This is a genomic window from Altererythrobacter chaiwopuensis, from assembly GCF_054957755.1.
Window position 1 is genome coordinate 395846 of record NZ_JBTXJG010000002.1, and the last position, 21464, is coordinate 417309.

24 protein-coding genes, 1 tRNA gene and 1 pseudogene are annotated in these 21464 nt (G+C 60.2%); 14 read left to right on the forward strand and 12 right to left on the reverse strand.

Annotation, left to right across the window (positions count from 1 at the left end):
* Positions 1-5 precede the first annotated feature (5 nt).
* Genes pspC through ACX2DJ_RS12510 form a run of 4 tightly spaced genes read right to left on the reverse strand, consistent with a single transcriptional unit; the run spans position 6 to position 1782 of the window.
* Positions 6-383 (reverse strand): envelope stress response membrane protein PspC, encoded by a 378-nt coding sequence (gene pspC / locus ACX2DJ_RS12495; protein ID WP_462573039.1) that lies wholly within the window; start codon positions 381-383, stop codon positions 6-8.
* Complete coding sequence (gene pspB / locus ACX2DJ_RS12500) at positions 380-682, reverse strand: envelope stress response membrane protein PspB (RefSeq protein WP_462573040.1); 303 nt, start codon at positions 680-682, stop codon at positions 380-382. Before pspB ends, pspC begins: the two co-directional genes overlap by 4 nt.
* A 3-nt stretch (positions 683-685) precedes the next feature.
* Positions 686-1633 (reverse strand): phage shock protein PspA, encoded by a 948-nt coding sequence (gene pspA / locus ACX2DJ_RS12505; protein WP_462573041.1) that lies wholly within the window; start codon positions 1631-1633, stop codon positions 686-688.
* Complete coding sequence (locus tag ACX2DJ_RS12510) at positions 1630-1782, reverse strand: hypothetical protein (protein ID WP_462573042.1); 153 nt, start codon at positions 1780-1782, stop codon at positions 1630-1632. The genes pspA and ACX2DJ_RS12510 overlap by 4 nt, the downstream gene beginning before the upstream one ends.
* Before the next feature lie 152 nt (positions 1783-1934).
* Between ACX2DJ_RS12510 and pspF the strand changes: the two genes are divergently transcribed.
* The 8 genes from pspF to ACX2DJ_RS12550 all read left to right on the forward strand — a co-directional run bounded on the left by pspF (position 1935) and on the right by ACX2DJ_RS12550 (position 9957).
* Positions 1935-2999, forward strand: a complete 1065-nt coding sequence (gene pspF, locus ACX2DJ_RS12515; RefSeq protein ID WP_462573043.1) for a phage shock protein operon transcriptional activator — start codon at positions 1935-1937, stop codon at positions 2997-2999.
* 143 nt (positions 3000-3142) lie between these two features.
* The gene (gene rimP / locus ACX2DJ_RS12520; RefSeq protein WP_462573045.1) at positions 3143-3730 is read left to right on the forward strand and encodes a ribosome maturation protein RimP; all 588 of its coding nucleotides are present in this window, start codon (positions 3143-3145) and stop codon (positions 3728-3730) included.
* Complete coding sequence (gene nusA, locus ACX2DJ_RS12525) at positions 3730-5394, forward strand: transcription termination factor NusA (protein WP_462573047.1); 1665 nt, start codon at positions 3730-3732, stop codon at positions 5392-5394. Before rimP ends, nusA begins: the two co-directional genes overlap by 1 nt.
* Positions 5375-6127 carry a DUF448 domain-containing protein gene (locus ACX2DJ_RS12530; protein WP_462573048.1) on the forward strand — a complete coding sequence of 251 codons (753 nt, stop codon included), beginning with the start codon at positions 5375-5377 and terminating at the stop codon, positions 6125-6127. Before nusA ends, ACX2DJ_RS12530 begins: the two co-directional genes overlap by 20 nt.
* A gap of 16 nt (positions 6128-6143) precedes the next feature.
* Positions 6144-8642 (forward strand): translation initiation factor IF-2, encoded by a 2499-nt coding sequence (gene infB, locus ACX2DJ_RS12535; protein WP_462573049.1) that lies wholly within the window; start codon positions 6144-6146, stop codon positions 8640-8642.
* Positions 8639-9079, forward strand: a complete 441-nt coding sequence (locus tag ACX2DJ_RS12540) for a PaaI family thioesterase (protein WP_462573050.1) — start codon at positions 8639-8641, stop codon at positions 9077-9079. The genes infB and ACX2DJ_RS12540 overlap by 4 nt, the downstream gene beginning before the upstream one ends.
* 1 nt (position 9080) lies before the next feature.
* A complete protein-coding gene (rbfA, locus tag ACX2DJ_RS12545; protein WP_462573052.1) occupies positions 9081-9473 on the forward strand; it encodes a 30S ribosome-binding factor RbfA in 393 nt (130 codons plus the stop codon).
* Positions 9466-9957, forward strand: a complete 492-nt coding sequence (locus ACX2DJ_RS12550; protein ID WP_462573054.1) for a GNAT family N-acetyltransferase — start codon at positions 9466-9468, stop codon at positions 9955-9957. The genes rbfA and ACX2DJ_RS12550 overlap by 8 nt, the downstream gene beginning before the upstream one ends.
* Positions 9958-9959: 2 nt before the next feature.
* On the opposite strand, the gene ACX2DJ_RS12555 is transcribed toward ACX2DJ_RS12550, so the two are convergent.
* Positions 9960-10853, reverse strand: a complete 894-nt coding sequence (locus ACX2DJ_RS12555) for an ABC transporter permease (RefSeq protein ID WP_462573055.1) — start codon at positions 10851-10853, stop codon at positions 9960-9962.
* Positions 10854-10959: 106 nt separating this feature from the next.
* Here ACX2DJ_RS12555 and ACX2DJ_RS12560 point away from each other — a divergent pair, with 106 nt between their 5' ends.
* The 3 genes from ACX2DJ_RS12560 (at position 10960) to ACX2DJ_RS12570 (ending at position 13230) form a co-directional block, all read left to right on the forward strand.
* Positions 10960-11634, forward strand: coding sequence for a GcrA family cell cycle regulator (locus tag ACX2DJ_RS12560; protein ID WP_462573057.1), 675 nt, complete (start codon positions 10960-10962; stop codon positions 11632-11634).
* A 63-nt stretch (positions 11635-11697) separates the two neighbouring features.
* The gene (locus ACX2DJ_RS12565; RefSeq protein ID WP_462573059.1) at positions 11698-12222 is read left to right on the forward strand and encodes a DUF1993 domain-containing protein; all 525 of its coding nucleotides are present in this window, start codon (positions 11698-11700) and stop codon (positions 12220-12222) included.
* A 60-nt stretch (positions 12223-12282) separates the two neighbouring features.
* Positions 12283-13230 carry a DUF481 domain-containing protein gene (locus ACX2DJ_RS12570; protein ID WP_462573060.1) on the forward strand — a complete coding sequence of 316 codons (948 nt, stop codon included), beginning with the start codon at positions 12283-12285 and terminating at the stop codon, positions 13228-13230.
* Here ACX2DJ_RS12570 and ACX2DJ_RS12575 read toward each other — a convergent pair.
* The 6 genes from ACX2DJ_RS12575 to ACX2DJ_RS12600 all read right to left on the reverse strand — a co-directional run bounded on the left by ACX2DJ_RS12575 (position 13218) and on the right by ACX2DJ_RS12600 (position 19089).
* Positions 13218-13907 (reverse strand): spermine/spermidine synthase domain-containing protein, encoded by a 690-nt coding sequence (locus ACX2DJ_RS12575; protein WP_462573061.1) that lies wholly within the window; start codon positions 13905-13907, stop codon positions 13218-13220. The two genes, ACX2DJ_RS12570 and ACX2DJ_RS12575, sit on opposite strands and share 13 nt — an antisense overlap.
* Before the next feature lie 66 nt (positions 13908-13973).
* A complete protein-coding gene (gene pnp, locus ACX2DJ_RS12580; protein ID WP_462573062.1) occupies positions 13974-16247 on the reverse strand; it encodes a polyribonucleotide nucleotidyltransferase in 2274 nt (757 codons plus the stop codon).
* 257 nt (positions 16248-16504) lie between these two features.
* A complete protein-coding gene (gene rpsO, locus ACX2DJ_RS12585; protein WP_462573063.1) occupies positions 16505-16774 on the reverse strand; it encodes a 30S ribosomal protein S15 in 270 nt (89 codons plus the stop codon).
* Positions 16775-16786: 12 nt separating this feature from the next.
* Positions 16787-17767, reverse strand: a complete 981-nt coding sequence (gene truB, locus ACX2DJ_RS12590) for a tRNA pseudouridine(55) synthase TruB (RefSeq protein WP_462573092.1) — start codon at positions 17765-17767, stop codon at positions 16787-16789.
* The gene (locus ACX2DJ_RS12595) at positions 17767-18486 is read right to left on the reverse strand and encodes a site-2 protease family protein (protein WP_462573065.1); all 720 of its coding nucleotides are present in this window, start codon (positions 18484-18486) and stop codon (positions 17767-17769) included. Before ACX2DJ_RS12595 ends, truB begins: the two co-directional genes overlap by 1 nt.
* Before the next feature lie 27 nt (positions 18487-18513).
* Complete coding sequence (locus ACX2DJ_RS12600) at positions 18514-19089, reverse strand: thymidine kinase (RefSeq protein WP_462573093.1); 576 nt, start codon at positions 19087-19089, stop codon at positions 18514-18516.
* Between the two features lie 157 nt (positions 19090-19246).
* Here ACX2DJ_RS12600 and ACX2DJ_RS12605 point away from each other — a divergent pair, with 157 nt between their 5' ends.
* The gene (locus tag ACX2DJ_RS12605) at positions 19247-19828 is read left to right on the forward strand and encodes a YceI family protein (RefSeq protein WP_462573067.1); all 582 of its coding nucleotides are present in this window, start codon (positions 19247-19249) and stop codon (positions 19826-19828) included.
* 17 nt (positions 19829-19845) lie between these two features.
* On the opposite strand, the gene hspQ is transcribed toward ACX2DJ_RS12605, so the two are convergent.
* Positions 19846-20226 (reverse strand): heat shock protein HspQ, encoded by a 381-nt coding sequence (hspQ, locus tag ACX2DJ_RS12610; RefSeq protein WP_462573069.1) that lies wholly within the window; start codon positions 20224-20226, stop codon positions 19846-19848.
* Between the two features lie 162 nt (positions 20227-20388).
* Between hspQ and ACX2DJ_RS12615 the strand changes: the two genes are divergently transcribed.
* Positions 20389-20478: transfer RNA gene (locus ACX2DJ_RS12615), tRNA-Ser, on the forward strand.
* A gap of 128 nt (positions 20479-20606) precedes the next feature.
* Positions 20607-21314: pseudogene (locus ACX2DJ_RS12620) on the forward strand (IS6 family transposase).
* Positions 21315-21464 lie beyond the last annotated feature (150 nt).

Consider the following 21464-nt stretch of genomic DNA (forward strand, 5'->3'; position numbering starts at 1 on the left):
TGATTTCAACGCAGGCGTTCAATTTCCGCGGTAAGGCGCGGATTGCTGCTGACGTAATAATGCTCGACTTCGGCCAGGCGGCGGTCAACGTCGCGGAAGCGGGCGCGGATCTCGCGCGCGGTGCGCTGCGGGCTCTGGCGCACGCGCTGCCAGTACTTTTGTTCGTCCTGGTCAACATAAAGATGCGGCGGCTTCTTGCTCAACAGCAGGCCAGCGATGAAATAGGCCGGGATTACCCATCCTCCCGTCATCGGGATCAGGAACAGTGCGCCCAGACGCACCCAGAAGGTGTCAACTCCGGTATAATCTGCAATGCCTGAGCATACGCCCATCAGTTTGGCATTGTGCTTGTCGCGGTAAAGCGTGGTGCGGGGGCTGTTCACTTGGAAGCTCCTTTCTTCTCGGCCATGAGGCTTTCGAGTTCGCGCAATTGCTGGTTGTCGCGTTCGTGTTCGGCGATCAGTCGCTTGGGTTGGAAATCGGGATTGTCGCTGGCCACCAGGCGCTCGACGGTATCCATGCGCTCGTCCAGGCGCTTGGCAAGGCTGTAGAGTTCGTCCAGCAGCACTTCGTCATCAGTGGTGATGGTGGCGGCGGTTTTCCACTTGGTGATGTAGTGGAGGATTATCCATGGGAGGAAAATGAAGATCCCAAAGATCGCCAGTACACTTTCGAAATCCATGGCTTAGCCCTCCTTTTCGGCGCCGTCTTTGCCGAGCGCCTTTTTCATTGCTTCCAATTCTTCGTCGATCTTGTCCGCACCTTCGAGCGCGGCGATTTCGTCCGCAAGGCTGGGCTTGCCAGACTGGTCGGCAATGCTCAGCGCTTCGGCGCGGCCTTCGGCATAATCGACGCGGCGCTCGAGCTGGTCGAAGCGGGCGAGCGCTTCGTCGGTCCGCTCGGTGCTCATCAGCGTGCGCAGCTTGACGCGGTTTTCCGCACTTTCGAGCCGTGCGGCAATTGCAGTCTGGCGGCTGCGCGCCTCGCGCAGGCGATGCTGCAGCTTCTGGATGTCTTCCTCATAAGCGCGCAGCGCATCATCCAGCACCGCGATCTCCTGCTTGAGTTGGTCAGCCATGTCGACCGCCTTTTTCCTCTCAACCAGTGCCGCGCGGGCCAGGTCTTCGCGATCCTTGCTCAGCGCCAACTGGGCCTTTTCGCCCCAATCGGCCTGGAGCCGGTCAAGCTTGACGATGTGACGATGCATCTCTTTCTGATCGGCGATGGTGCGTGCCGCGCTGGCGCGAACTTCCACCAGCGTTTCCTCCATCTCGAGGATGATCATGCGGATCATCTTGGCCGGGTCATCGGCCTTGTCGAGCATATCATTGAAGTTGGCGGCAATAATATCTCGTGTGCGGCTGAAAATGCCCATGAAGGCTACTCCGTTGAAAAAACTCTCATCGTCAGTCGAACGCTTGCGCGACTGGGTGGGGGTGGGGCTCTGCCGCAGGCGTTCGATTTCCGCATCGAGCCGCGTGCGTCGCTGGGGGAGCTCGCGGGAAAGGGGTTGGGCCGGAGCACTGTCGCCAGGACTGGATTTGGCGCCAGCGGGATCGCTCTCACCTGAAGATTTCAGGGGGGGGGCAGAGCGCTCCGGCCCGAAAGGGGAATTTTCGGTTGGCTTGGTCATGCCATTTCGACCATTTCGCACTGCGTAGCGGCAGCGAAAGCTGGCGTGGCATGCATCTGTGCGCTGAGGGCGACGAATGCGACCATCGCGGAAATGCTTGCCAGGGCGGCCTGTCCCAGCTTGCTCTGGAAAAAGCGGCGGTCGTACATTGCTCGAACACTCCTTTGCGGTTTGTTCACTACTCAGCAAGCAGTGTGCCAAACTAAAAAAAGTTCGATAAAACAAATAGATGATAACTCACCGATCCGGACTGATTGGTTTCTGTTGCCAAGGATTGGGGAATTTCACTATAGATTGGGCCATGAAGCGCGAAAACCAGTTCATTGGCCAGTCCGGGGCCTTTCTCGATGCCGTCGAGCGCGCCAGCCGCGCCGCGCCGATGAGCCGCCCGGTGCTGGTTATTGGCGAGCGCGGGACTGGCAAGGAACTCATCGCGGAGCGTCTTCATCACCTCTCGACTCGCTGGGGCGAACCGCTGGTCGTGTTGAACTGCGCCGCGTTGCCCGAAACGCTGATCGAAGCCGAATTGTTCGGGCACGAGGCGGGGGCATTCACCGGTGCCACCAAAGCTCGCGCGGGCAAGTTTGAGGAAGCCGACAAAGGCACGCTATTTCTCGACGAACTGGGCAACCTTTCGATGGCAGCGCAAGAGCGATTGCTGCGTGCAGTCGAATATGGCGAAGTGACAAGGATCGGCTCCTCGCGCCCGATCAGGGTCGATGTGCGGATTGTCGCCGCCACCAATGACGATCTACCGCGCATGGCCGAACGCGGCGAGTTCCGCGCCGACCTGCTTGATCGGCTGAGCTTTGAAGTGATCACCTTGCCACCGCTCAGGGTGCGAGAAGGCGATGTTGGCGTGCTGACGGACTATTTCGGGCGGCGCATGGCGGCCGAGCTCGAATGGCACGAGTGGCCCGGAATTGCGCCACATGTGCAGCGCCAGCTCGACGAATATGAATGGCCCGGCAATGTGCGCGAGCTGCGCAACGTGATCGAGCGGGCGGTTTATCGCTGGGATAATCCGGCGGAACCGATCGGATACGTGCAGTTTGACCCGTTCGACAGTCCGTGGAAGCCCTTTGTGCCGAGCCATCGCAAGGCTGAACAGGGGCAGTCGAAATCCCCACCAGCTTCCGGTCGGAATGCGGACGCCGCGCCTACTGCCGCTGCGCAGCTTGATCTTGACGCGGTTGACGATCTGCGCGGCGCGGTGGACGCGCATGAGCGCGCCATCGTGGAGCATGCACTCGGCAAGCATCGCTGGAACCAGCGGCAGACCGCCAAGGCGCTGGGCCTGACCTATGACCAGCTGAGGCATTGCATCAAGAAGCATGGGTTGATGCAGGAGCAGGATGAGGATTAGCGCGCATTCGGCGCTTGCGTTTTTCGGATGCGCCGCCTATCTGCACGCCATCCCGACATTGTCGATACAAGGTTTGGATGCTGGCGCCGCAAGGGGCCGGCCCAAAAGGCCTTGTCGCACATGTCATGCAGAATGGAGAATAAATGGCGGACATCACGCGCCTTACGCAGATCATCGAGCCCGAAGCGAAAGCTCTCGGCTTTGATCTGGTGCGCGTAAAGATGATGCCGTCTGAAGCTGGTGACGGTGGCCAGGCGCTGCAGATCATGGCTGAAGACCCGGCGACGGGCCAGCTTGTGATCGAACAGTGCGCAGCGCTTTCGCGGCGGGTTTCCGATGCGATGGACGCGTTGGAAGAACGCGGTGAAGTGCTGATCGCGGGCGCTTACCACCTTGAAGTCAGTTCGCCCGGTATCGACCGCCCGCTGACGCGGCCCAAAGACTATGCTAATTGGGCAGGGCACGAGACCAGGGTCAGCATGGACAGGGCATGGGATGGTCAGCGCAATCTGCGCGGCACCCTGAAAGGGATTGATGGTGACATGGTCACTATCGATGACAGGAAGGCGGGCGAGGTATCCTTCCCGCTCGATATGATTCATTCGGCACAGCTGGTCTTGACCGACGAGCTTATTGCCGCCACTCGGCCGCTCGACACTTCTGGTGTAGAAGAAGTGATTGGCGGTGTTGAAGACATCGTTGAAGAAGAAGAAGAAGAGGCTCAAGACTGATGGCCACCGCAATTTCCGCCAACAAGGCAGAACTGCTCGCGATTGCGAATGCTGTTGCTTCGGAGAAAATGATCGACAAGTCGATTGTGATCGAAGCGATGGAAGAGGCGATCCAGAAGGCAGCGCGTTCGCGCTATGGTGCGGAGAACGATATTCGTGCCAAGCTCGATCCGCTAACCGGCGACCTGCGCCTGTGGCGCGTGGTTGAAGTGGTTGAAGAGGTCGATGACTATTTCAAGCAGATCGATCTGAAGGCTGCGCAGAAATTGCAGTCCGATGCGAAGCTGGGCGACTTTATCGTCGATCCCCTGCCTCCGGTTGATCTGGGCCGTATCGATGCGCAAAGCGCCAAGCAGGTGATCTTCCAGAAGGTCCGCGATGCTGAGCGTGAGCGCCAGTATGAAGAATTCAAGGACCGCGCGGGCGAAATCATCACCGGCGTGATCAAATCGGTCGAATTCGGCCATGTGATCGTCAATCTGGGGCGTGCCGAAGGCGTGATCCGCCGCGATCAGCAGATCCCGCGTGAGGCCGCCCGTGTCGGTGAGCGTGTGCGGGCGCTGATCACCAAGGTCGAGCGCAACAATCGGGGCCAGCAGATATTCCTCAGCCGTGCGCACCCCGATTTCATGAAGAAGCTGTTCGCGCAGGAAGTGCCCGAGATTTACGACAGCATCATCGAAATCAAGGCCGCTGCGCGCGATCCGGGCAGCCGCGCCAAGATCGGTGTGATCAGCCACGACAGCTCGATCGACCCGGTCGGTGCCTGCGTCGGCATGAAGGGTAGCCGCGTTCAGGCCGTGGTGCAGGAACTGCAGGGCGAGAAGATCGACATCATTCCCTGGAGCGAAGACACGGCGACCTTCGTGGTCAATGCATTGCAGCCGGCAACGGTCGCCCGTGTTGTGCTTGACGAGGAAGAAGGCCGCATCGAAGTGGTCGTGCCCGATGACCAGCTTTCTCTGGCAATCGGCCGCCGCGGCCAGAACGTGCGCCTCGCCAGCCAGCTGACCGGTCACCAGATCGATATCATGACCGAAGAAGAGGCGAGCGAGAAGCGCAGCAAGGAATTTGCCGAACGCTCGAAGATGTTCGAGGAAGAACTCGACGTGGACGAAACGCTGTCGCAGCTGCTGGTGGCGGAAGGCTTCGCCGAGCTTGAGGAAGTGGCTTACGTCGAAATGGACGAGCTGGCTTCGATCGAAGGCTTCGACGAGGAGCTGGCTGAAGAGCTGCAGAACCGCGCCAAGGAAGCGCTTGACCGCCACACAGAGACCGCGCGCACTGAACGCCGCGAGCTCGGCGTGGAAGATGATCTGGCCGAGATTCCGCATCTTACCGAACAGATGCTGGTGACGCTGGGCAAGGCGGGTATCAAGACACTTGACGATTTGGCCGATCTTGCCACCGATGAACTGATCGCGAAGAAGCGCGAAGCGCCGCGCCGCCGTGCAAATGCCGACGGCCCGCCGATGCGTCGCCCCTCGATCCGCGAGCAGGACAAGGGCGGTGTGCTGGGCGAATACGGCCTGAGCGAAGAGCAGGGCAATGAGATCATCATGGCCGCCCGCGCGCACTGGTTCGAAGACGAAGTGGAAGCAGCACCCGCTGCGACCGACGAGGCACCAACCCAGGAGGCCGCCGATGCGGACTCCACCCAATGAGCGCCTGACGTCCGGCATCGCTGACACGCCCAAGGCCCGGACCAAATCCGAGCCTGCCAAGTCCTGTCCTGAGCGCCGCTGCATCCTTACTGGCAAGGTCGCTGCGCGCGGATCACTGATCCGGCTTGCGATTTCGCCGGAAGGTCTTGTCCTGCCGGATGCACATGCAAAGGCTCCGGGCAGGGGGGCCTGGCTTGGGGTCAGGCGCACCGAACTTGAAACGGCGCTTGCGAAGGGCCAGTTGAAGGCTGCGCTGATGCGGGCCTTCAAGGGTGCGAGGCTGGAAATTCCGGCCGATCTGCCCTCGCGGATTGAAACAGCGCTGACAAAGGCGCTGCTTGACCGTCTGGGGCTGGAACTGCGTGCCGGCAATGTTGTGCTGGGCACCGCGCGGATCGAGGAACAGGCCCGCAGCGGGCGGATCGAGTTGCTGATACACGCCTGCGATGCCAGCGAAGACGGGCGCAAGAAGCTCGATCAGGCATGGCGTGTCGGGCGCGAAGTAGAGGGCAGCGGCGAACGAGGCATTGTCTTGCCACTGGACCGGGCGGCTTTGTCTGTGGCATTGGGCCGCGACAATGTCGTCCACCTGGCGCTGAATGATGGCGCTGCGGCCGGGCGGTTCCAGGGGATACTTGGACGCCTGCTGCATTTTCTGGAGGGCACCTTGCCCTCCGTAGACATTGGCAAACCGGGCTTTTCCGGATGCCAGGACGAACAATTGAACGCGTGAAGGACGTACGAGCTAGATGAGCGACGAAGAAAACAAACCTGCCCGTAAACCGCTTGGCCTGAAGCGGGCGGTCGATGCTGGCGAGGTCAAGCAGACCTTCAGCCACGGCCGTACCAACAAGGTTGCGGTGGAGGTCAAGCGCCGCCGCAAGCTCGTGAAACCGGGCGAGGAACCGGCCGCGCCCCCGCCGCCGCCCCCGCCGCCTCCGCCGCCGCCTCCCGTAGCGGTGAAGGCCCCGGTCAAAAAGCCCGCTGCGTCCAAGGAAACACCGCAAGAGCGAGTCGCGCGCCTTCAGCGCGAGGCCGAGGAAGAACGGCTCAGGCTGACCGAGCAAGCGCGCATACGCGACGATGAGCAGGCCAGGAAAGCTGCCGAGGAAGAAAAGAAGCGCGCCGGGGAAAACCGTGCGCAGGAAAAGAAGGCTGAGGAAGATGCGCAGAAGCGCGTTGTCCAGGAAGTCCAGGATGCCGCTGAGGCTGTGGCCGAACCGGCTGAAGCGCCCGCCGATCCGGGGACACCGACGCCTGCCGCACGCAAGTTCACGCCGGTAGAACGGCCTGAGCCCAAGCGTCCGGAAAAGAAGAAAAAGGAAGAAAAGCCCTCTCGGGGCGACGGCAAGGACAAGCGACGTTCGGGCAAGCTGACGGTTACCAAGGCTCTGAACGAGGACGAGGGACGTCGTGCCCGCTCGCTCGCCGCGCTCAAGCGCGCCCGGGAAAAGGAACGTCGCCTGCATGGCGGGCCGGCGGTTCCGCGCGAAAAACAGTCACGCGATGTCGTGGTGCCGGAAGCGATTACCGTCCAGGAACTCGCCAACCGCATGGCGGAAAAGGGTGCCGACCTTGTGAAGGCCCTGTTCAACATGGGCATGATGGTGACCGTCAACCAGACGATTGATCAGGATACTGCCGAACTGCTGGTCGAGGAATTTGGCCACAATATCACCCGTGTTTCGGAAAGCGATGTCGATATCGACACTTCGACGGACCAGGATCCCGAGGAAACGCTGAAGCCGCGCCCGCCGGTGGTCACAATCATGGGCCATGTCGATCACGGCAAAACCAGCCTGCTCGATGCACTGCGGGGCACCGATGTTACCAAGGGCGAAGCCGGTGGCATCACCCAGCACATCGGCGCCTACCAGATAAACACGAAGGGTGGTGACAAGCTGACCTTCCTCGACACTCCCGGCCACGAAGCATTCTCTGAAATGCGCGCGCGCGGAGCTAACGTGACCGATATCGTAGTGCTGGTGGTGGCGGCTGACGACGGCGTGATGCCGCAGACGATCGAGGCAATCAAACACACCAGGGCAGCTGGCGTACCGATGATTGTGGCGATCAATAAATGCGACAAACCCGAAGCGAAGCCCGACAATATCCGCAATCGCCTGCTTGAACATGAGGTGGTTGTCGAAAAAATGTCCGGCGATGTGCAGGATGTGGAAGTTTCCGCCAAGGCCGGAACCGGGCTTGACGAGCTGATCGAAAAAATCCTGCTACAGTCCGAACTGCTCGAGCTGAAAGCGAACCCCGAACGTGCAGCGGAAGCGACAGTGATCGAAGCCCGGCTTGACAAGGGCCGCGGCCCTGTGGCGACGGTGCTCGTCACACGCGGGACGCTGAAGCGCGGCGATACCTTTGTGGTTGGCACGGAAAGCGGCCGAGTGCGTGCCTTGGTCGATGACAAGGGCAAGCAGGTCAAGGAGGCAGGGCCATCGACACCAGTCGAAGTGCTGGGCCTTGGCGGCGTGCCCGATGCCGGCGAACGGCTGACCGTGGTCGAAAACGAGCAGCGCGCCCGCGAAGTGGCCGAATTCCGCCAGGCCAAGGCAACCGAGAAGCGCACGGCGCTTGCGCCGACCAACTTCGACACAATGTTCTCCAATCTCAAGAGCGATGTGATCGAATTTCCGGTGGTGGTGAAAGCTGATGTGAAAGGCTCTGTCGAAGCGATCAACTCGGCGCTGCACAACCTCTCGAATGACGACATCAAGGTGCGTGTGCTGCACGCGGGTGTTGGCGCGATTACCGAAAGCGATGTCACGCTGGCAGCAGCATCGGGCGCGCCGATCATCGGCTTCAATGTCCGCCCCAATCCCAAGGCGCGCCAGCAGCTCGAGAAAGACAAGGTGCGGATGATGTATCACGATGTGATCTATCACCTGACCGAAGAGATCGCGAAAGAGATGGCTGGTGAACTTGGCCCCGAGCGGATCGAAACGGTTGTCGGGCGTGCCGAAGTCAAGCAGGTTTTCCCGGCCGGCAAGAGAGACAAGGCAGCCGGCTTGCTGGTGCTCGAGGGGATTATCCGCAAGGGCCTCCACGCGCGTCTTACCCGCGATGATGTTATTGTTTCAGCCACCACCATCGCTTCGCTGCGGCGCTTCAAGGACGATGTCGATGAAGTGCGTACAGGCCTCGAATGCGGCGTGGTGCTGAGTGACACGAACGACATCAAGGCTGGCGACAATCTCGAAGTCTTCGAAGTCGAGGAGCGTGAGCGGACGCTGTGAGCCTGGGATTCGAGACGGAAGACGCAAGCTCGTCGCCGCACACGGCGCTGCTCGGCTCCGAATTCGTGAGCTGGGACGAGGCAACGGCGACTGCCACCATGCGCTTCACGGTCAAGCGCGAGATGTGCACCTGGCGTGGAGGCGTGCAGGGTGGATTGATCGCGGGCTATCTTGATGAAGTAATGGGATATGCCTTTGTCGCGGCGACCAGGGGCACGCAGGCGCCGCTCAATCTGGACCTGTCGATGACGATGATCCGGCTGATACCAGAGGGCGCGGTGATCACCGGCAAGGGCCGGGTGGTCAAATCGGGCCGCCGCGTATTGTTCCTCGAGGGCGAATTGTTCGACGAGGAAGGGCGCGTGCTGGCACGGGCGACCTCAACTGCGATCCCGACGCCGCGGCCTTCTCCCACTGAAACAGGGATGGGGCAGTAAAGTGGTGCGTCAGCAATTCACTGCGGAACAGCAATCCGTACGGGTTCTCAAGGTGGGCGAGCGCGTGCGCCATATCCTGAGCGAGCTGCTCGCCCGGCAGGAGGTGCATGACGAGGTGGTCAGCGCAGCCAATATCTCCGTTACGGAAGTGCGCATGACACCTGATCTCAGGAATGCGATCGTTTATGTGAAGCCGTTGCTGGGCATGGAAGAGGACAAGATCGTCACTGCGCTCAGGCAGAACACCGCGTATCTGCAACGCGAGGCGGCCAAACGGCTGGGCCTGAAATTCGCGCCCAAACTGAAATTTCGCGCTGATGAAAGTTTCGACGAGGCTGACCGGATCGAAAGACTATTGCGCGATCCCAAGGTCAAGCGCGACCTTGATGACTGAGGCGAAGCAGTGGACATTGCGCACTTTCCGTGCAGGTGACCTGGGGCTGATCGCAGGGCGCCAGGCTGCACTCTATGCCGAAGAATGGGGCTGGGGCCGCCTGATGGAGGCGATGATCTATGACATCGCTGGCAAGTTCCTGCGCGATTTCCAGCCGGGCAGGGAAGATTGCTGGGTTGCCGAACGCGAGGGAAAGATACTTGGTGGCGTTTTTCTCTGCGCGGAAGACGAAGGCACGGCTCGCTTGCGTTTGCTTTATGCAGAACCGGAGGCGCGCGGCCTGGGCGTCGGGTCAGCACTGGTTCGGCGATGCACCGAATTTGCTCGCCAGGCAGGCTATCGCAACATCGTATTGATGACCCACGCCGCGCTCGACAGTGCGCGCAAAATCTATCTGGCCGAAGGATATCGACTGATAGCTAGCGAAGAGCAGGAAGATTTCGGCAAGCTGGAAGTGACCGAGCACTGGCTGCTCGAACTGTAAACCTAATCTTTCAGCTTCCAGCCAGATTTAAGCACGCGATAAACAACCAACGCCATCAGCAGGTTGAGCGCACCCAGGCCAATCGCAGCCTGCACCACTGCGCCTGATCCTGCGCCGATATCGCTTTCGCCCAGGAACCCGTAGCGGAAGCCCGATATGACATAGAAGAAGGGATTGGCGCGGCTCACCGCCTGGAAAGCGCCATGCAGGTTGTCGATCACGTAAAATGTGCCGGATAACAGCGAGAGCGGCGCGACGACAAAATTGGTGATGGCCGCGTTGTGGTCAAATTTCTCTGACCAGATCGAAGTCGCCAACCCGATCAGCGCCAGCATCATCGAGCCCATCAGGCCAAACCAGATGACCGCCCACCAATGCGCAATGGTCAGACTTACACCTGGCCAAACCGCGATGGCCAAGCCTACCGCGCCGCCCACTATTACCGCTCGCGTTACTGCCGCGGCGATGATTCCGGTCATCAGTTCGCCATAGGAAAGCGGCGGCATCAGCAGGTCGATGATCGTGCCCTGGATTTTGCCCGAAAGCAGCGAGAAGGATGAATTTGCAAAGGCATTCTGCATCATTCCCATCACGATCAGGCCAGGCGCAACGAAATCGGCAAATGGTGCGCCCAGCACTTCGCGTCCGCCGCGACCCAGCGCCACGGTAAAGATGACGAGAAAAAGCAGCGTTGTGACTGCCGGACCCCAAATTGTCTGGGTGTGCACCTTGAGAAACCGGCGCACCTCCTTCATATAGAGGCTCCACAAGCCAATGCGGTTGATCCCGGTAATCACCGGCTCGCCGCGCGGCGGAAAGCGGGTCCCTTCGCCCGCAAGCGCTTTATCGAAGGGGGCCTCTGATTTGGGGCTGGCAGCAGGTGCTTGATTGGCCATGCAGGCGCGCCTAGTGCGATGCGGCTGCCGTGACAAGCGTCAGGGGCTTTTTTGTCTTGCTGTGAGCATTGGATTCACAGGCAAGAGCATAGGAACTGGAATTTAGATGAGTTGGACCGACGAGCGTATCGCAACGCTGAAGAAGATGTGGGAAGGCGGGGCCACCGCCAGCCAGATCGCCGATGAACTTGGCGCGGTTAGCCGCAATGCCGTGATCGGCAAGGCACACCGGTTGGGGCTCAAATCGCGCCCTTCGCCCGTCAAGGCGAACGACAATAAGGCACCGGCCGGAAAGGCCGCAGCAAAACCTGCCGCTGTCAAGAAGCCACTGGCCAAACCAGCAGCGTCAAAACCGATCGCCAAGCCGGTGACAAAGCAAGCCGTGTCGGCCGATCACAATGCCGATATTCCGTCGCAACCGGTGCCCAATCCGACGCAGGACCTGCCCAAGATCGTGTCGGTCGGCCCGGGCGGCTTTCTGCGCCAAGGGCCGGGCGATCAGCAACCGCCAATCCCGCCCGCACCGCCGCGCCGCCTGGTGCCGGCAAAGCCCAGTCCCGCAATTGCTGACAAGACCAGCCTGCTTGATTTGTCAGACAAGGTTTGCCGCTGGCCGATGGGGCATCCAGGCGAACCAGACTTTCATTTCTGCGGTGAGCAGGTGAACCCTGGCTATCCCTATTGTGTCGACCACTGTGGGCGCGCGTATCAGGCGCAGCTGCCGCGTGGTGCGCGCAGACCTCCTCCGCCGTTGCCGTTTGGCGGGCCGCGGGTCCGTTAAGAGCCCTCATGGCCCGGCTGTCTGCAAAGGATCGCCGGGCCATTTCATTTTGCGAGGACGACCATGTCGCTTTCACTCTACGAAGCTATCGTGCCCGGCTGCCAGCAGATTCTTGGCGGGATGTCCGGACTGATTGACAAGGCGCAGGCGCATGTGGCCGAACACGGCCTGGCCGATAGCGATCTGATCGAGGCAAGGCTTGCCGACACCATGTGGGATCTACCATGGCACGCGCGCGCCGTGTGGGTGCATTCGGCTTTTATCATCGATCAGCTGCCCACTGGCGAATTCTCACCTGATTTTACCGAATTGCCTCGCAGCTGGGATACAATGCGTGCGCAGATCGCGCGGACACAGGATGAACTGGCTCAAGTTACGCCCGAACAGCTTGAGGAAGTGGCCGACAACACAATCGCTTTCGTACTGGGCGGCAAGCGATTGATGGAGTTCTCTGCCCAGAACTTCCTGCTCAGTTTTTCGCAACCAAACTTCTTTTTTCATGCCACCACCTTCTACGACATCTTGCGCCATAAAGGGGTGCCGTTGGGCAAGCGTGACTTCATGGGCGTGCCGCGCACACTGGCCTGAGGGCGGGAATCCCGGAACCGGCTGTTTGCCAGACCTTTGAACGGGCAAGGGGAGAAGATCATGCGAATTTTCATTTTCGCAGCATCGCTTTTTGCGGTCAGCCTTTCTGCGCCTGCGCTGGCCGAATTGCCTGGGCCGGTGAAGGACATAATAGATGCCGCGATCGAAAGTGGCGATCCCAAGACCGTGCGCACCGTTATCCGCCTTGCTCGGCAGACCAACCCCGGCGATGCGGCAGAGCTTGATGCGCTGCTTGCCGCATATGACGCTGAACAGGCCCGCCTTGCAGCCGAGCAGGCGAAACTTAAGCAGGAATCGATCCGAAGCGCAGGATTCTTCGAAAATTGGGACGGCAAGGGGGAGCTTGGCGCTTTCCGTAGCGCGGGCAATTCATCCAATACAGGAGGTACAGCGGCGATCTCGCTCAACCGAGAAGGGATAAATTGGGCGCATAAGCTGCGCGGGCGCGCGGACTACCAGCGCAGCAATGGCGTGACCTCGCGCGAACAATATTCATTTGCATATGAGCCCAACTACAACATCTCCGACAGTCTGTTTGTTTTCGGGCTCGCGCAATACGAGCGCGACCGGTTCCAGGGCTTTTCCGCCCGCTACGTAGTGTCAGGCGGCATTGGCTACCGAATTATAGACGAAGCCGACTTGCAGCTATCGGCGAAGGTTGGCCCGGCCTATCGCATCATCGACTTCGTGAATGGCGAGAGCGTAAGCCGGATCGCCGGCTTGGTCGGCGTGGATTTCGACTGGAACATCACTGACCGGCTAAAATTGACCCACGATACAAATGCAGTGGCGGAAACCGGCGGTTCGGCAACGGTCATCGTTGATTCCAGCAACACCAGCGTGAATCTTGTCACCGGCCTCAACGCCAAGATCAGTGACAAAGTTACGACACGCTTTTCCTACGCTATCGAGTATGACAGCAATCCGCCCGAAGGCGCGGTGAAGACCGATACTCTCAGCAGGTTTACGCTGATCTACGATTTTTGACCCTTCGTGGCGAACCAGATCGTGTGGTGCGGCCCCTTGTTGTTGGGGCGCGCGCGGACAGTTTGCACATCGACCAGGAACCCCGCATCCTTGAGCCGCCCGGTGAATTTATGGTCGGGCGCAGCGGACCATATCGACAGAACCCCGCCCGGCTTCAGAGCGTCGCGCATGCGGGCGATGCCGGTCCGGGTGTAAAGCCGCTCGTTACCGTCGCGCACGATCCCGTCCGGGCCATTGTCGACGTCGAGCAGGATCGCGTCAAACTTGTCGCAAGTGCCGTCATTGGCGTCATCGACTATCGCGGCCACATCGCATAGCACGACCTCGCCGTGAGGATCGGCAAGGGTGTTGCCGGTAAGATGGGCGAGCGGGCCGCGCGCCCAGTCGACTATCTCCGGCACAACCTCTGCCACTACGATTTGCCCCTTGGGGGGCAGCTTTGCCAGCGCGGCACGATAGGTAAAGCCCATGCCATATCCACCGATCAATATGCGTGGTGCGGGTGCGGTAAGGCGTTCCAGCGTCAATAGGGCCAGCTGCTCTTCGCTGTACTGCATGCGGGTGCCCATCAACTCGTCACGCCCGAGCATGATGATGAAGTCGCGCCCGTGGCTGACCAGGGTGAGTGTGTCACCGCCGGGAATCTGCGCAGTTGCAATCGTTTCGCGGGGAAGCATGGGTTTCTCCAAAGCAAAGGGGCCGCGGGCGAACCCGCGACCCCTGCTGTCATCATGCCGAAGGGTCTAGTCCTTCAGGAAGTCAGGGATGTGCGCGGGGCCGTCACTACCACGATCGCTGCCACGGTCGCGGCGTCCCCCACGGTCACCGCCACGATCGCGGTTGCCGCGCGGTCCGCGCCGGTCACCCCGATCTCCACGATCACCGCGCGGCTCACGCGGTTCGCGCGGTGGGCGGGTGTCTTCCAGCTCTTCGCCGGTTTCCTGGTCAACCACACGCATCGACAGGCGGACCTTGCCGCGGTTGTCGATCTCGAGCACCTTGACCTTCACTGCCTGGCCTTCTGAAACGACATCGGTCGGCTTTTCCACGCGTTCGTTCTTCATTTCGGAAACGTGGACGAGGCCGTCCTTGCCGCCCATGAAGTTCACGAAAGCGCCGAAATCGACGATGTTGACAACCTTGCCGTCGTAGATCTTGCCGACTTCGGCTTCTTCCACGATTCCGGAAATCCACTTGCGGGCGGCCTCGATCTGGCTGAGGTCTGAAGAGGAGATCTTGATCAGGCCTTCATCGTCGATGTCCACCTTGGCGCCAGTTTCGGCCACGATCTCTCGGATCACCTTGCCGCCAGTGCCGATGATGTCGCGGATCTTCGATTTGTCGATCTGCATCGTCTCGATACGCGGGGCATGGGCAGACAGTTCGGTACGGGCCGAACCCAGCGCCTTGGCCATTTCACCCAGGATGTGCGCACGGCCGGCCTTCGCCTGTTCGAGCGCCTTGGTCATGATTTCCTGCGTAATGCCGGCAACCTTGATGTCCATCTGCAAGGAGGTAATGCCCTGCTCGGTACCGGCCACCTTGAAGTCCATATCGCCCAGGTGATCTTCGTCACCCAGGATGTCGGACAGCACGGTGAACTCGTCACCTTCCAGGATCAGGCCCATCGCGATGCCCGAAACCGGGCGCGTAATCGGAACGCCGGCATCCATCATGCTGAGACAGCCGCCGCACACCGTCGCCATCGAGGACGAGCCATTGCTTTCCGTAATGTCTGACAGAACGCGGATAGTGTAGGGGAAGTCCTCCTTGGAAGGCAGCACCCCGCGCAGCGCGCGCCAGGCAAGCTTTCCGTGCCCAACATCGCGGCGGCTCGGCATGCCGAAACGGCCCACTTCGCCCACCGAATAGGGGGGGAAGTTGTAGTGCAGCATGAAGTTCTGATAGGTCAGGCCTTCCAGCCCGTCGATCATCTGCTCGGCATCCTTTGTGCCCAGCGTGGTGGTGCAGATTGCCTGCGTTTCCCCGCGCGTGAACAGCGACGAACCATGCGTGCGCGGCAATAGGCCGACCATCGCCTCGATCGGGCGAACCTCATCAACCTTGCGTCCGTCGATCCGCTGGCCGTCCTTAAGTATGGCGCTACGAACGATCTCCGATTCAAGCTTCTTGACCACCTTGCCAGCAGCCATCTGCGTTTGCCCATCGGCATCGGCGAAGGCTTCCTTTGCCTTGGCGCGGGCTGCATTGATCGCTTCGCTGCGGGCAGACTTGTCGGTCAGCTTGTAAGCGGCGGCGATATCTTTGCCGACCAGCTTCTTGAGCTGATCCTTGATCCCGGAATTGTCGCTGGTTGCGATTTCCCACGGGTCTTTGGCCGCTTGCTTGGCGAGATCGATAATCGCGCCAACCACCTTGCGGCATTCCGCATGCGCGAACATGACGGCGCCCAGCATGATTTCCTCCGAAAGCTCCTTGGCTTCGGATTCGACCATCATTACGGCCTTGTCAGTGGCGGCAACAACCAGATCGAGCGCGCCGTCGGCGGCCGCGGCCTGCGCCGGGTTGAGCGTGTACTCGCCGTCTTCATAGCCAACACGGCAAGCGCCGATCGGACCCATGAAGGGTACACCCGAAATGGTCAGTGCGGCCGAGGCAGCGATCATCGCCAGCACATCGGGCTCGGTCTCGCCGTCATAGCTGAGAACCTGGCAGATCACGTTGATTTCGTTATAGAAACCTTCGGGGAACAGCGGGCGGATCGGCCGATCGGTCAAACGCGAAATCAGCGTTTCCTTTTCGGTTGCGCCGCGTTCACGCTTGAAGAAGCCGCCGGGGATACGGCCCGCAGCAGAGAATTTTTCCTGATAGTGGACGGTGAGCGGGAAGAAATCCTGCCCTTCCTTGACGCTCTTGGCGGCAGTTACCGCGCAAAGCACTACAGTTTCGCCGTAAGTGGCGAGGACCGCGCCGTCAGCCTGACGGGCAATGCGGCCGGTTTCCAGAGTGAGGGTTTTGCCGCCCCATTCCAGTGATACGGTTTTCGTGTCGAACATTGATTTTCCTTAACGAACCCGCGCGCCATATTGCGTCACGGGGCCTACAATTTCCGGGCAAGCCGTCCCGGTCCGGTGCGGGGCCTGTTGCGGCCCTTGGCCGACTTCGCCTTATTGCGAAGCCTGGCCCTTTCTCGTCATCCCAGCGAAGGCCGGGATCCATTTTTCCACCAGGCGCTGCGGCCCGATGGATCCTGAAACAAGTTCAGGGTGCCGCAAACGCAAACGGCCCGCCGAAGCGGGCCGAGCTCATTGCGTCACTTACGCAGACCCAGTTTCTGGATCAGGGCGTTATAGCGCTCGACATCTTTCTTCTTGAGATAGGCAAGAAGGGTGCGGCGCTTGTTGACCATCATCAGCAGCCCGCGACGCGAGTGATTGTCCTTGTGATGGCCCTTGAAATGTTCGGTGAGGTTGCGGATGCGCTCTGTGAGGATCGCGACCTGCACTTCCGGACTGCCCGTATCCTTGTTGTCACGGGCGTTGTCCTTGATAATTTCCTGCTTTTTTTCGGCAGTTACCGACATATGTGTACTCTCTTACTCTGCGACATCTGGAAGATTGAAACCCCTCACGACTTTCGCCGTGCCACCGATGATTTCCATCAACGCCACCGGGGTTTGTCCCAGCTTTGCAAAATAGAGCCCGTCGGTCTGGGGCAGCCCGGAAATAACCCGGCCCTGGCGGGCCGCCTGCGCACTTTCCGGATCGAGTTGCAGAGCCGGGATGTCGTCCAGCCCCGCTTCGAGCGGCAGGAGTAGGTCTTGAAGAGGCGCGCCCTTACCGATTTCCTCGAGTTTGTCCAGTGAAATCGCCTGATTCTCGTGGAACGGGCCAGCCTTTATGCGCCTTAAATAGGTGACGTGGCCGACCGTGCCAAGGGCATGCGCAATATCGCGCGCCAGGCTGCGGATATAGGTGCCCTTCGAAACGTGCGCGACCAGCGTCACGCTGTCGGCCCGCTCGAGCGGCGGACCAGGGTCGAAGGGATCGGGGCGCCCGGTAGTCGTCTGAAAAGTTGAACGAAGTTGCTGATCAATGCGTTCGCCCGCGAAAACCAGCGAGTGGATCGTCACTGACCGCATTTTCATATTCACTTCTTCACCTGCCCGCGCCAGATCATATGCCCGGCGCCCATCGACCTTGAGTGCGGAGTAGGCTGGCGGGATCTGTTCGATTTCGCCGGTGAAATGTTCCAGCACCGCCGCAACTGCCGCCATTGGCGGGCGGCGGTCGGAAGTTGCGACAACCGCGCCCTCGGCATCGAGCGTATCGGTTTCTTCGCCGAATGCGATAGTGAATTCATAGACCTTGCTCGCATCGAGCATCCGTCCGGCAAGCTTGGTCGCCTCGCCCAGCGCGATGGGCAGCACACCTTCGGCCAGCGGATCGAGCGTGCCGCCATGACCAACCTTGGTCCTGGCATAACCGCCCTGGCGCAGCACCCGCTTGACCGCACTGACCGCCTGGGTCGAGCCGAGCCCACGCGGCTTGTCCAGGATCAGCCAGCCATGGGGCATCATCGACCGGCGACCGCGTTGGCCAGGCTGAGATACTTCTCCAGCGTCCAATTGATCGGCGGTCCGATTGTGTTTTCGAGCACGCCCAATTGCGGGGCGAACCAGGTCATCGCGATCAATCCGAAGAACAGCAGCATCCCGTAAGGCCGCAATTGCCGATAACCGCGGGCGAGGGCGGGCGGTAGCAGCCCCTCGACAATGTGCGAACCGTCAAAGGGCGGGATAGGCAACAGGTTGAATACGCCAAGAAACACGTTGATGAGCAGGAAATAGAACAGCGCGCTCTGAACGATCAAGGTGGTTCCCGCAGTGTCTGCAATGAGGCTCAGCCCGGTTTCCGACTGCACGATCTGCGCGCCCACTGGCAAGGCCGCGCCCAGTGCAACTGCGCCAATCGCCGCGAGCACGAAATTTGTCGCCGGGCCGGCAGCGGCCACCGCCATCATGCCGTAACGCGGATTGTCGAGCCGGTCCTGCCGTACCGGTACGGGCTTTGCCCAGCCGAACACCGGCGCACCTGCCAAGGCCAGCATACCGGGCACCAGCAATGTTCCGACCGGGTCGATATGGCGGATCGGATTGAGGCTCAGCCGCCGTTGATCGTGTGCGGTGGTATCCCCCAGCAACAAGGCAGAATAGCCATGCGCCACTTCGTGAAATACGATGGCAATGATCAGGCAGGGGATCAGGATTGCTGCCAGCAGAATGGTGTCAGTCATTGAGGGTAGGTAGTGCCCTGGTGCGGCTTATACCAGCGCCTGGCTGAAATGCTTGCGGCATAAAGCCACATAGCGGTCATTGCCGCCAATCTCGGTCTGCTGGCCCTGCTTCACTGCCTTGCCATCGGCATCGACCCGCAGGTTCATCGTCGCCTTGCGCCCGCAATGGCAGATCGCCTTCAGCTCGACAAAGGAATCGGCGATCCCCAGCAACGCTGCCGAGCCGGGAAACAGCTTTCCCTGGAAATCCGTGCGCAGGCCATAGCACACCACGGGCGTGCCGGTGTCATCGGCCAGGCGGGCGCATTGCCACACCTGTTCCTCGGTCAGGAACTGCGCCTCGTCGATCAGCACGCAGTCAACCCGGCCTTGCGAATGCTCTTCCAGCACGAATTCGAGAATATCGGTTTCGGCGGTGAAGCGATGCGCATCGCTGGAAAGGCCGATCCGGCTGCTGATCGCGCCAAAGCCCGGCCTGTCGTCAATCGCGGCGGTCCACAGCGAAACCCGCATGCCCCGTTCGCCATAGTTGAACGCTGCCTGCAGCAAGGTTGAGCTCTTCCCCGCGTTCATGCTGGCGTAGTAGAAATAGAGCTTGGCCATGCCAGGGTGATAGGCGAGCGGCGGGAACCGCACCAGCCATGGCAACGTTCAATTCACAGGGAAACAAGGATGCTGGAATCGCTGTGTGTCGCGGCGCGATGCACAGCCTGGCGCATGGCGATTGCAAGCAGCGCTGCTCTAGAGGTACAAGGCTCTGATGACGATAGCCCGCAACTTGCTGACCTTGTTGGCAGCAATCCTGATTGGTGCAGCGACACCGGGGGGCGAATTTTACACAGTTGATACGGCTGCCAGCAAGCTTTCGGCCAAGGTCGGCTTTTTAGGCATCGGCAGCAAGCACGCCGGTTTTCCGTCGGTTTCGGGCACGGTCCGGCTCGATCGTGCAAGGCCGCAGGACATTGCGCTCGATGTGTCGATCGATGCGCGTGCGCTGACCGCTGGCGATGAATTGACTTTGAAGCGCCTCAAGGGCGAGAAATTCTTCTGGGTTGAGAAATATCCGACCGTTCGCTTTATCGGCCGGGAGATGGCGCTCGATACGCCCGTGTCCGGCAAGGTGACAGGTGATCTGACTGCGCGCGGCGTTACACGGCAGGTCACCTTGGCTGTAAGCTTTGATCGGCCGCCGGGTGAACTGAAACCGGGGGATCCGGTTACACTGACGGGCGAAACCCGCATCAATCGCTATGCGTTCGGCATGACCTCCTATCGCCTGATCGTGGGCAAATGGGTCAATATCCAGCTCAGGGCACGAATGGTGCCGCAACCGGCCGCCTAGAGCGCCAATGCGCGAAATCAGTGGGTGAGGGCGCGGCGCATGCGGTAACGCCCGCCATCGAATTGCTCGAACAGCTGCGCGATGTGCGGGTGATCTATTGGCTCTCCTGAGGGGTCGGCGAGCAGATTCTGCTGGCTGACATAGGCGACGTAGGAACTGTCGTCGTTCTCGGCCAGCAGGTGATAGAAGGGTTGGTCGCGGCTGGGCCGGATTTCCTTCGGGATCGCCTCATACCATTCCTCGCTATTGGCAAAAACCGGGTCGATATCGAAGATCACGCCGCGGAAATCGAACATCCTGTGGCGCACGATATCGCCGATCCCGAAGCGGGCCTTGACGTGGCGCGGCGCCTCGATTGTGCGGCCCGCCTGGCTGGAAAAGAACACAGCACGTTCCATGGTGGAGCAGGATATGGGCTTTCGCAGTTGCGAAACAAGATGCGTGCTGTGCGAAGTCCCCAGTTTCGGCGCGATTTGGGGCTTGGCAAGGCGCAGGGCTTGGGCTAACCGGCGCGCTCGCTTCGACCGGGGCCACTGGCCCGACAAGCGCACCCTGAATGCGGAGAGGTGGCAGAGAGGTCGAATGCGCCGCACTCGAAATGCGGTATAGGGGAAACCCTATCGTGGGTTCGAATCCCACCCTCTCCGCCACCTAGTCTAAGTCTTTGAGATATCTTGAGAAATTGTCTCAAGAACGGCGCGGTTCCGCACCGCTTTGCACTCCAGACGGTGCTGTCAATGGGATGGCGACCTAACGGCCGGCTTGCTGATCCTAGCGGATGAGCAAGCCCAAGAGTCCGTTCGGCTACTTCCATTCGTCTCCCGAAGTGATCCGTATGGTGGTGATGCTTTATGTCCGGTATCCGCTGTCACTTCGAAACGTCGAGGACCTGCTCTTCGAGCGCGGTTGCGACCTGTGCCATGAGACGGTTTGATTGTGGCGGAACCGGTTTGGCCCGATGGTCGCGGCCGATATTCGCAGACAGCGGGTCAGCCGGATGAAGGGTTTTCTTCACTGGCGTTGGCATCTCGATGAGGTCTTCGTGAAGATCAATGGCGAGACCCATTACCTTTGGCGCGCGGTCGATCACGAAGGCGAAGTGCTGGAGAGTTATGTCACGAAGAAGCGCGACAAATCTGCGGCGCTGGCGTTCATAAAGAAGGCGCTGAAGCGGCATGGCGAGGTCGAGGCAATCGTCACCGACGGCCTCAAATCCTACCCTGCCGCACTCAAACAACTGGGCATCGAGGATCGTCGGGAAATGGGACGCTGGCTTAACAATCGTGCCGAGAATTCACACTTGCCGTTCCGACGAAGAGAGCGGGCCATACTGCGATTTCGGCAAATGAAATCGTTACAGAAGTTCGCGTCGATCCACGCGAGTGTGTACGACCATTTCAACTCAGAACGCCATCTCATCGATAGACAAACCTACAAGACCCGCCGCTCTGCTGCATTGGCTGAGTGGCAAACTCTTATGGCCTGAGTAGGTGCTGGGGAAGGGCAAGCTCTGCCAAGTGGAGAGCAGTCAGCGTTAGACTGATGATGTGGATGGCCCCTGTACCCGACATAGGTGAGTCGTATTGTGGGCTGTTGTCGAAGCACCCCACGGAAAGGACCATCCACAATGGAGATT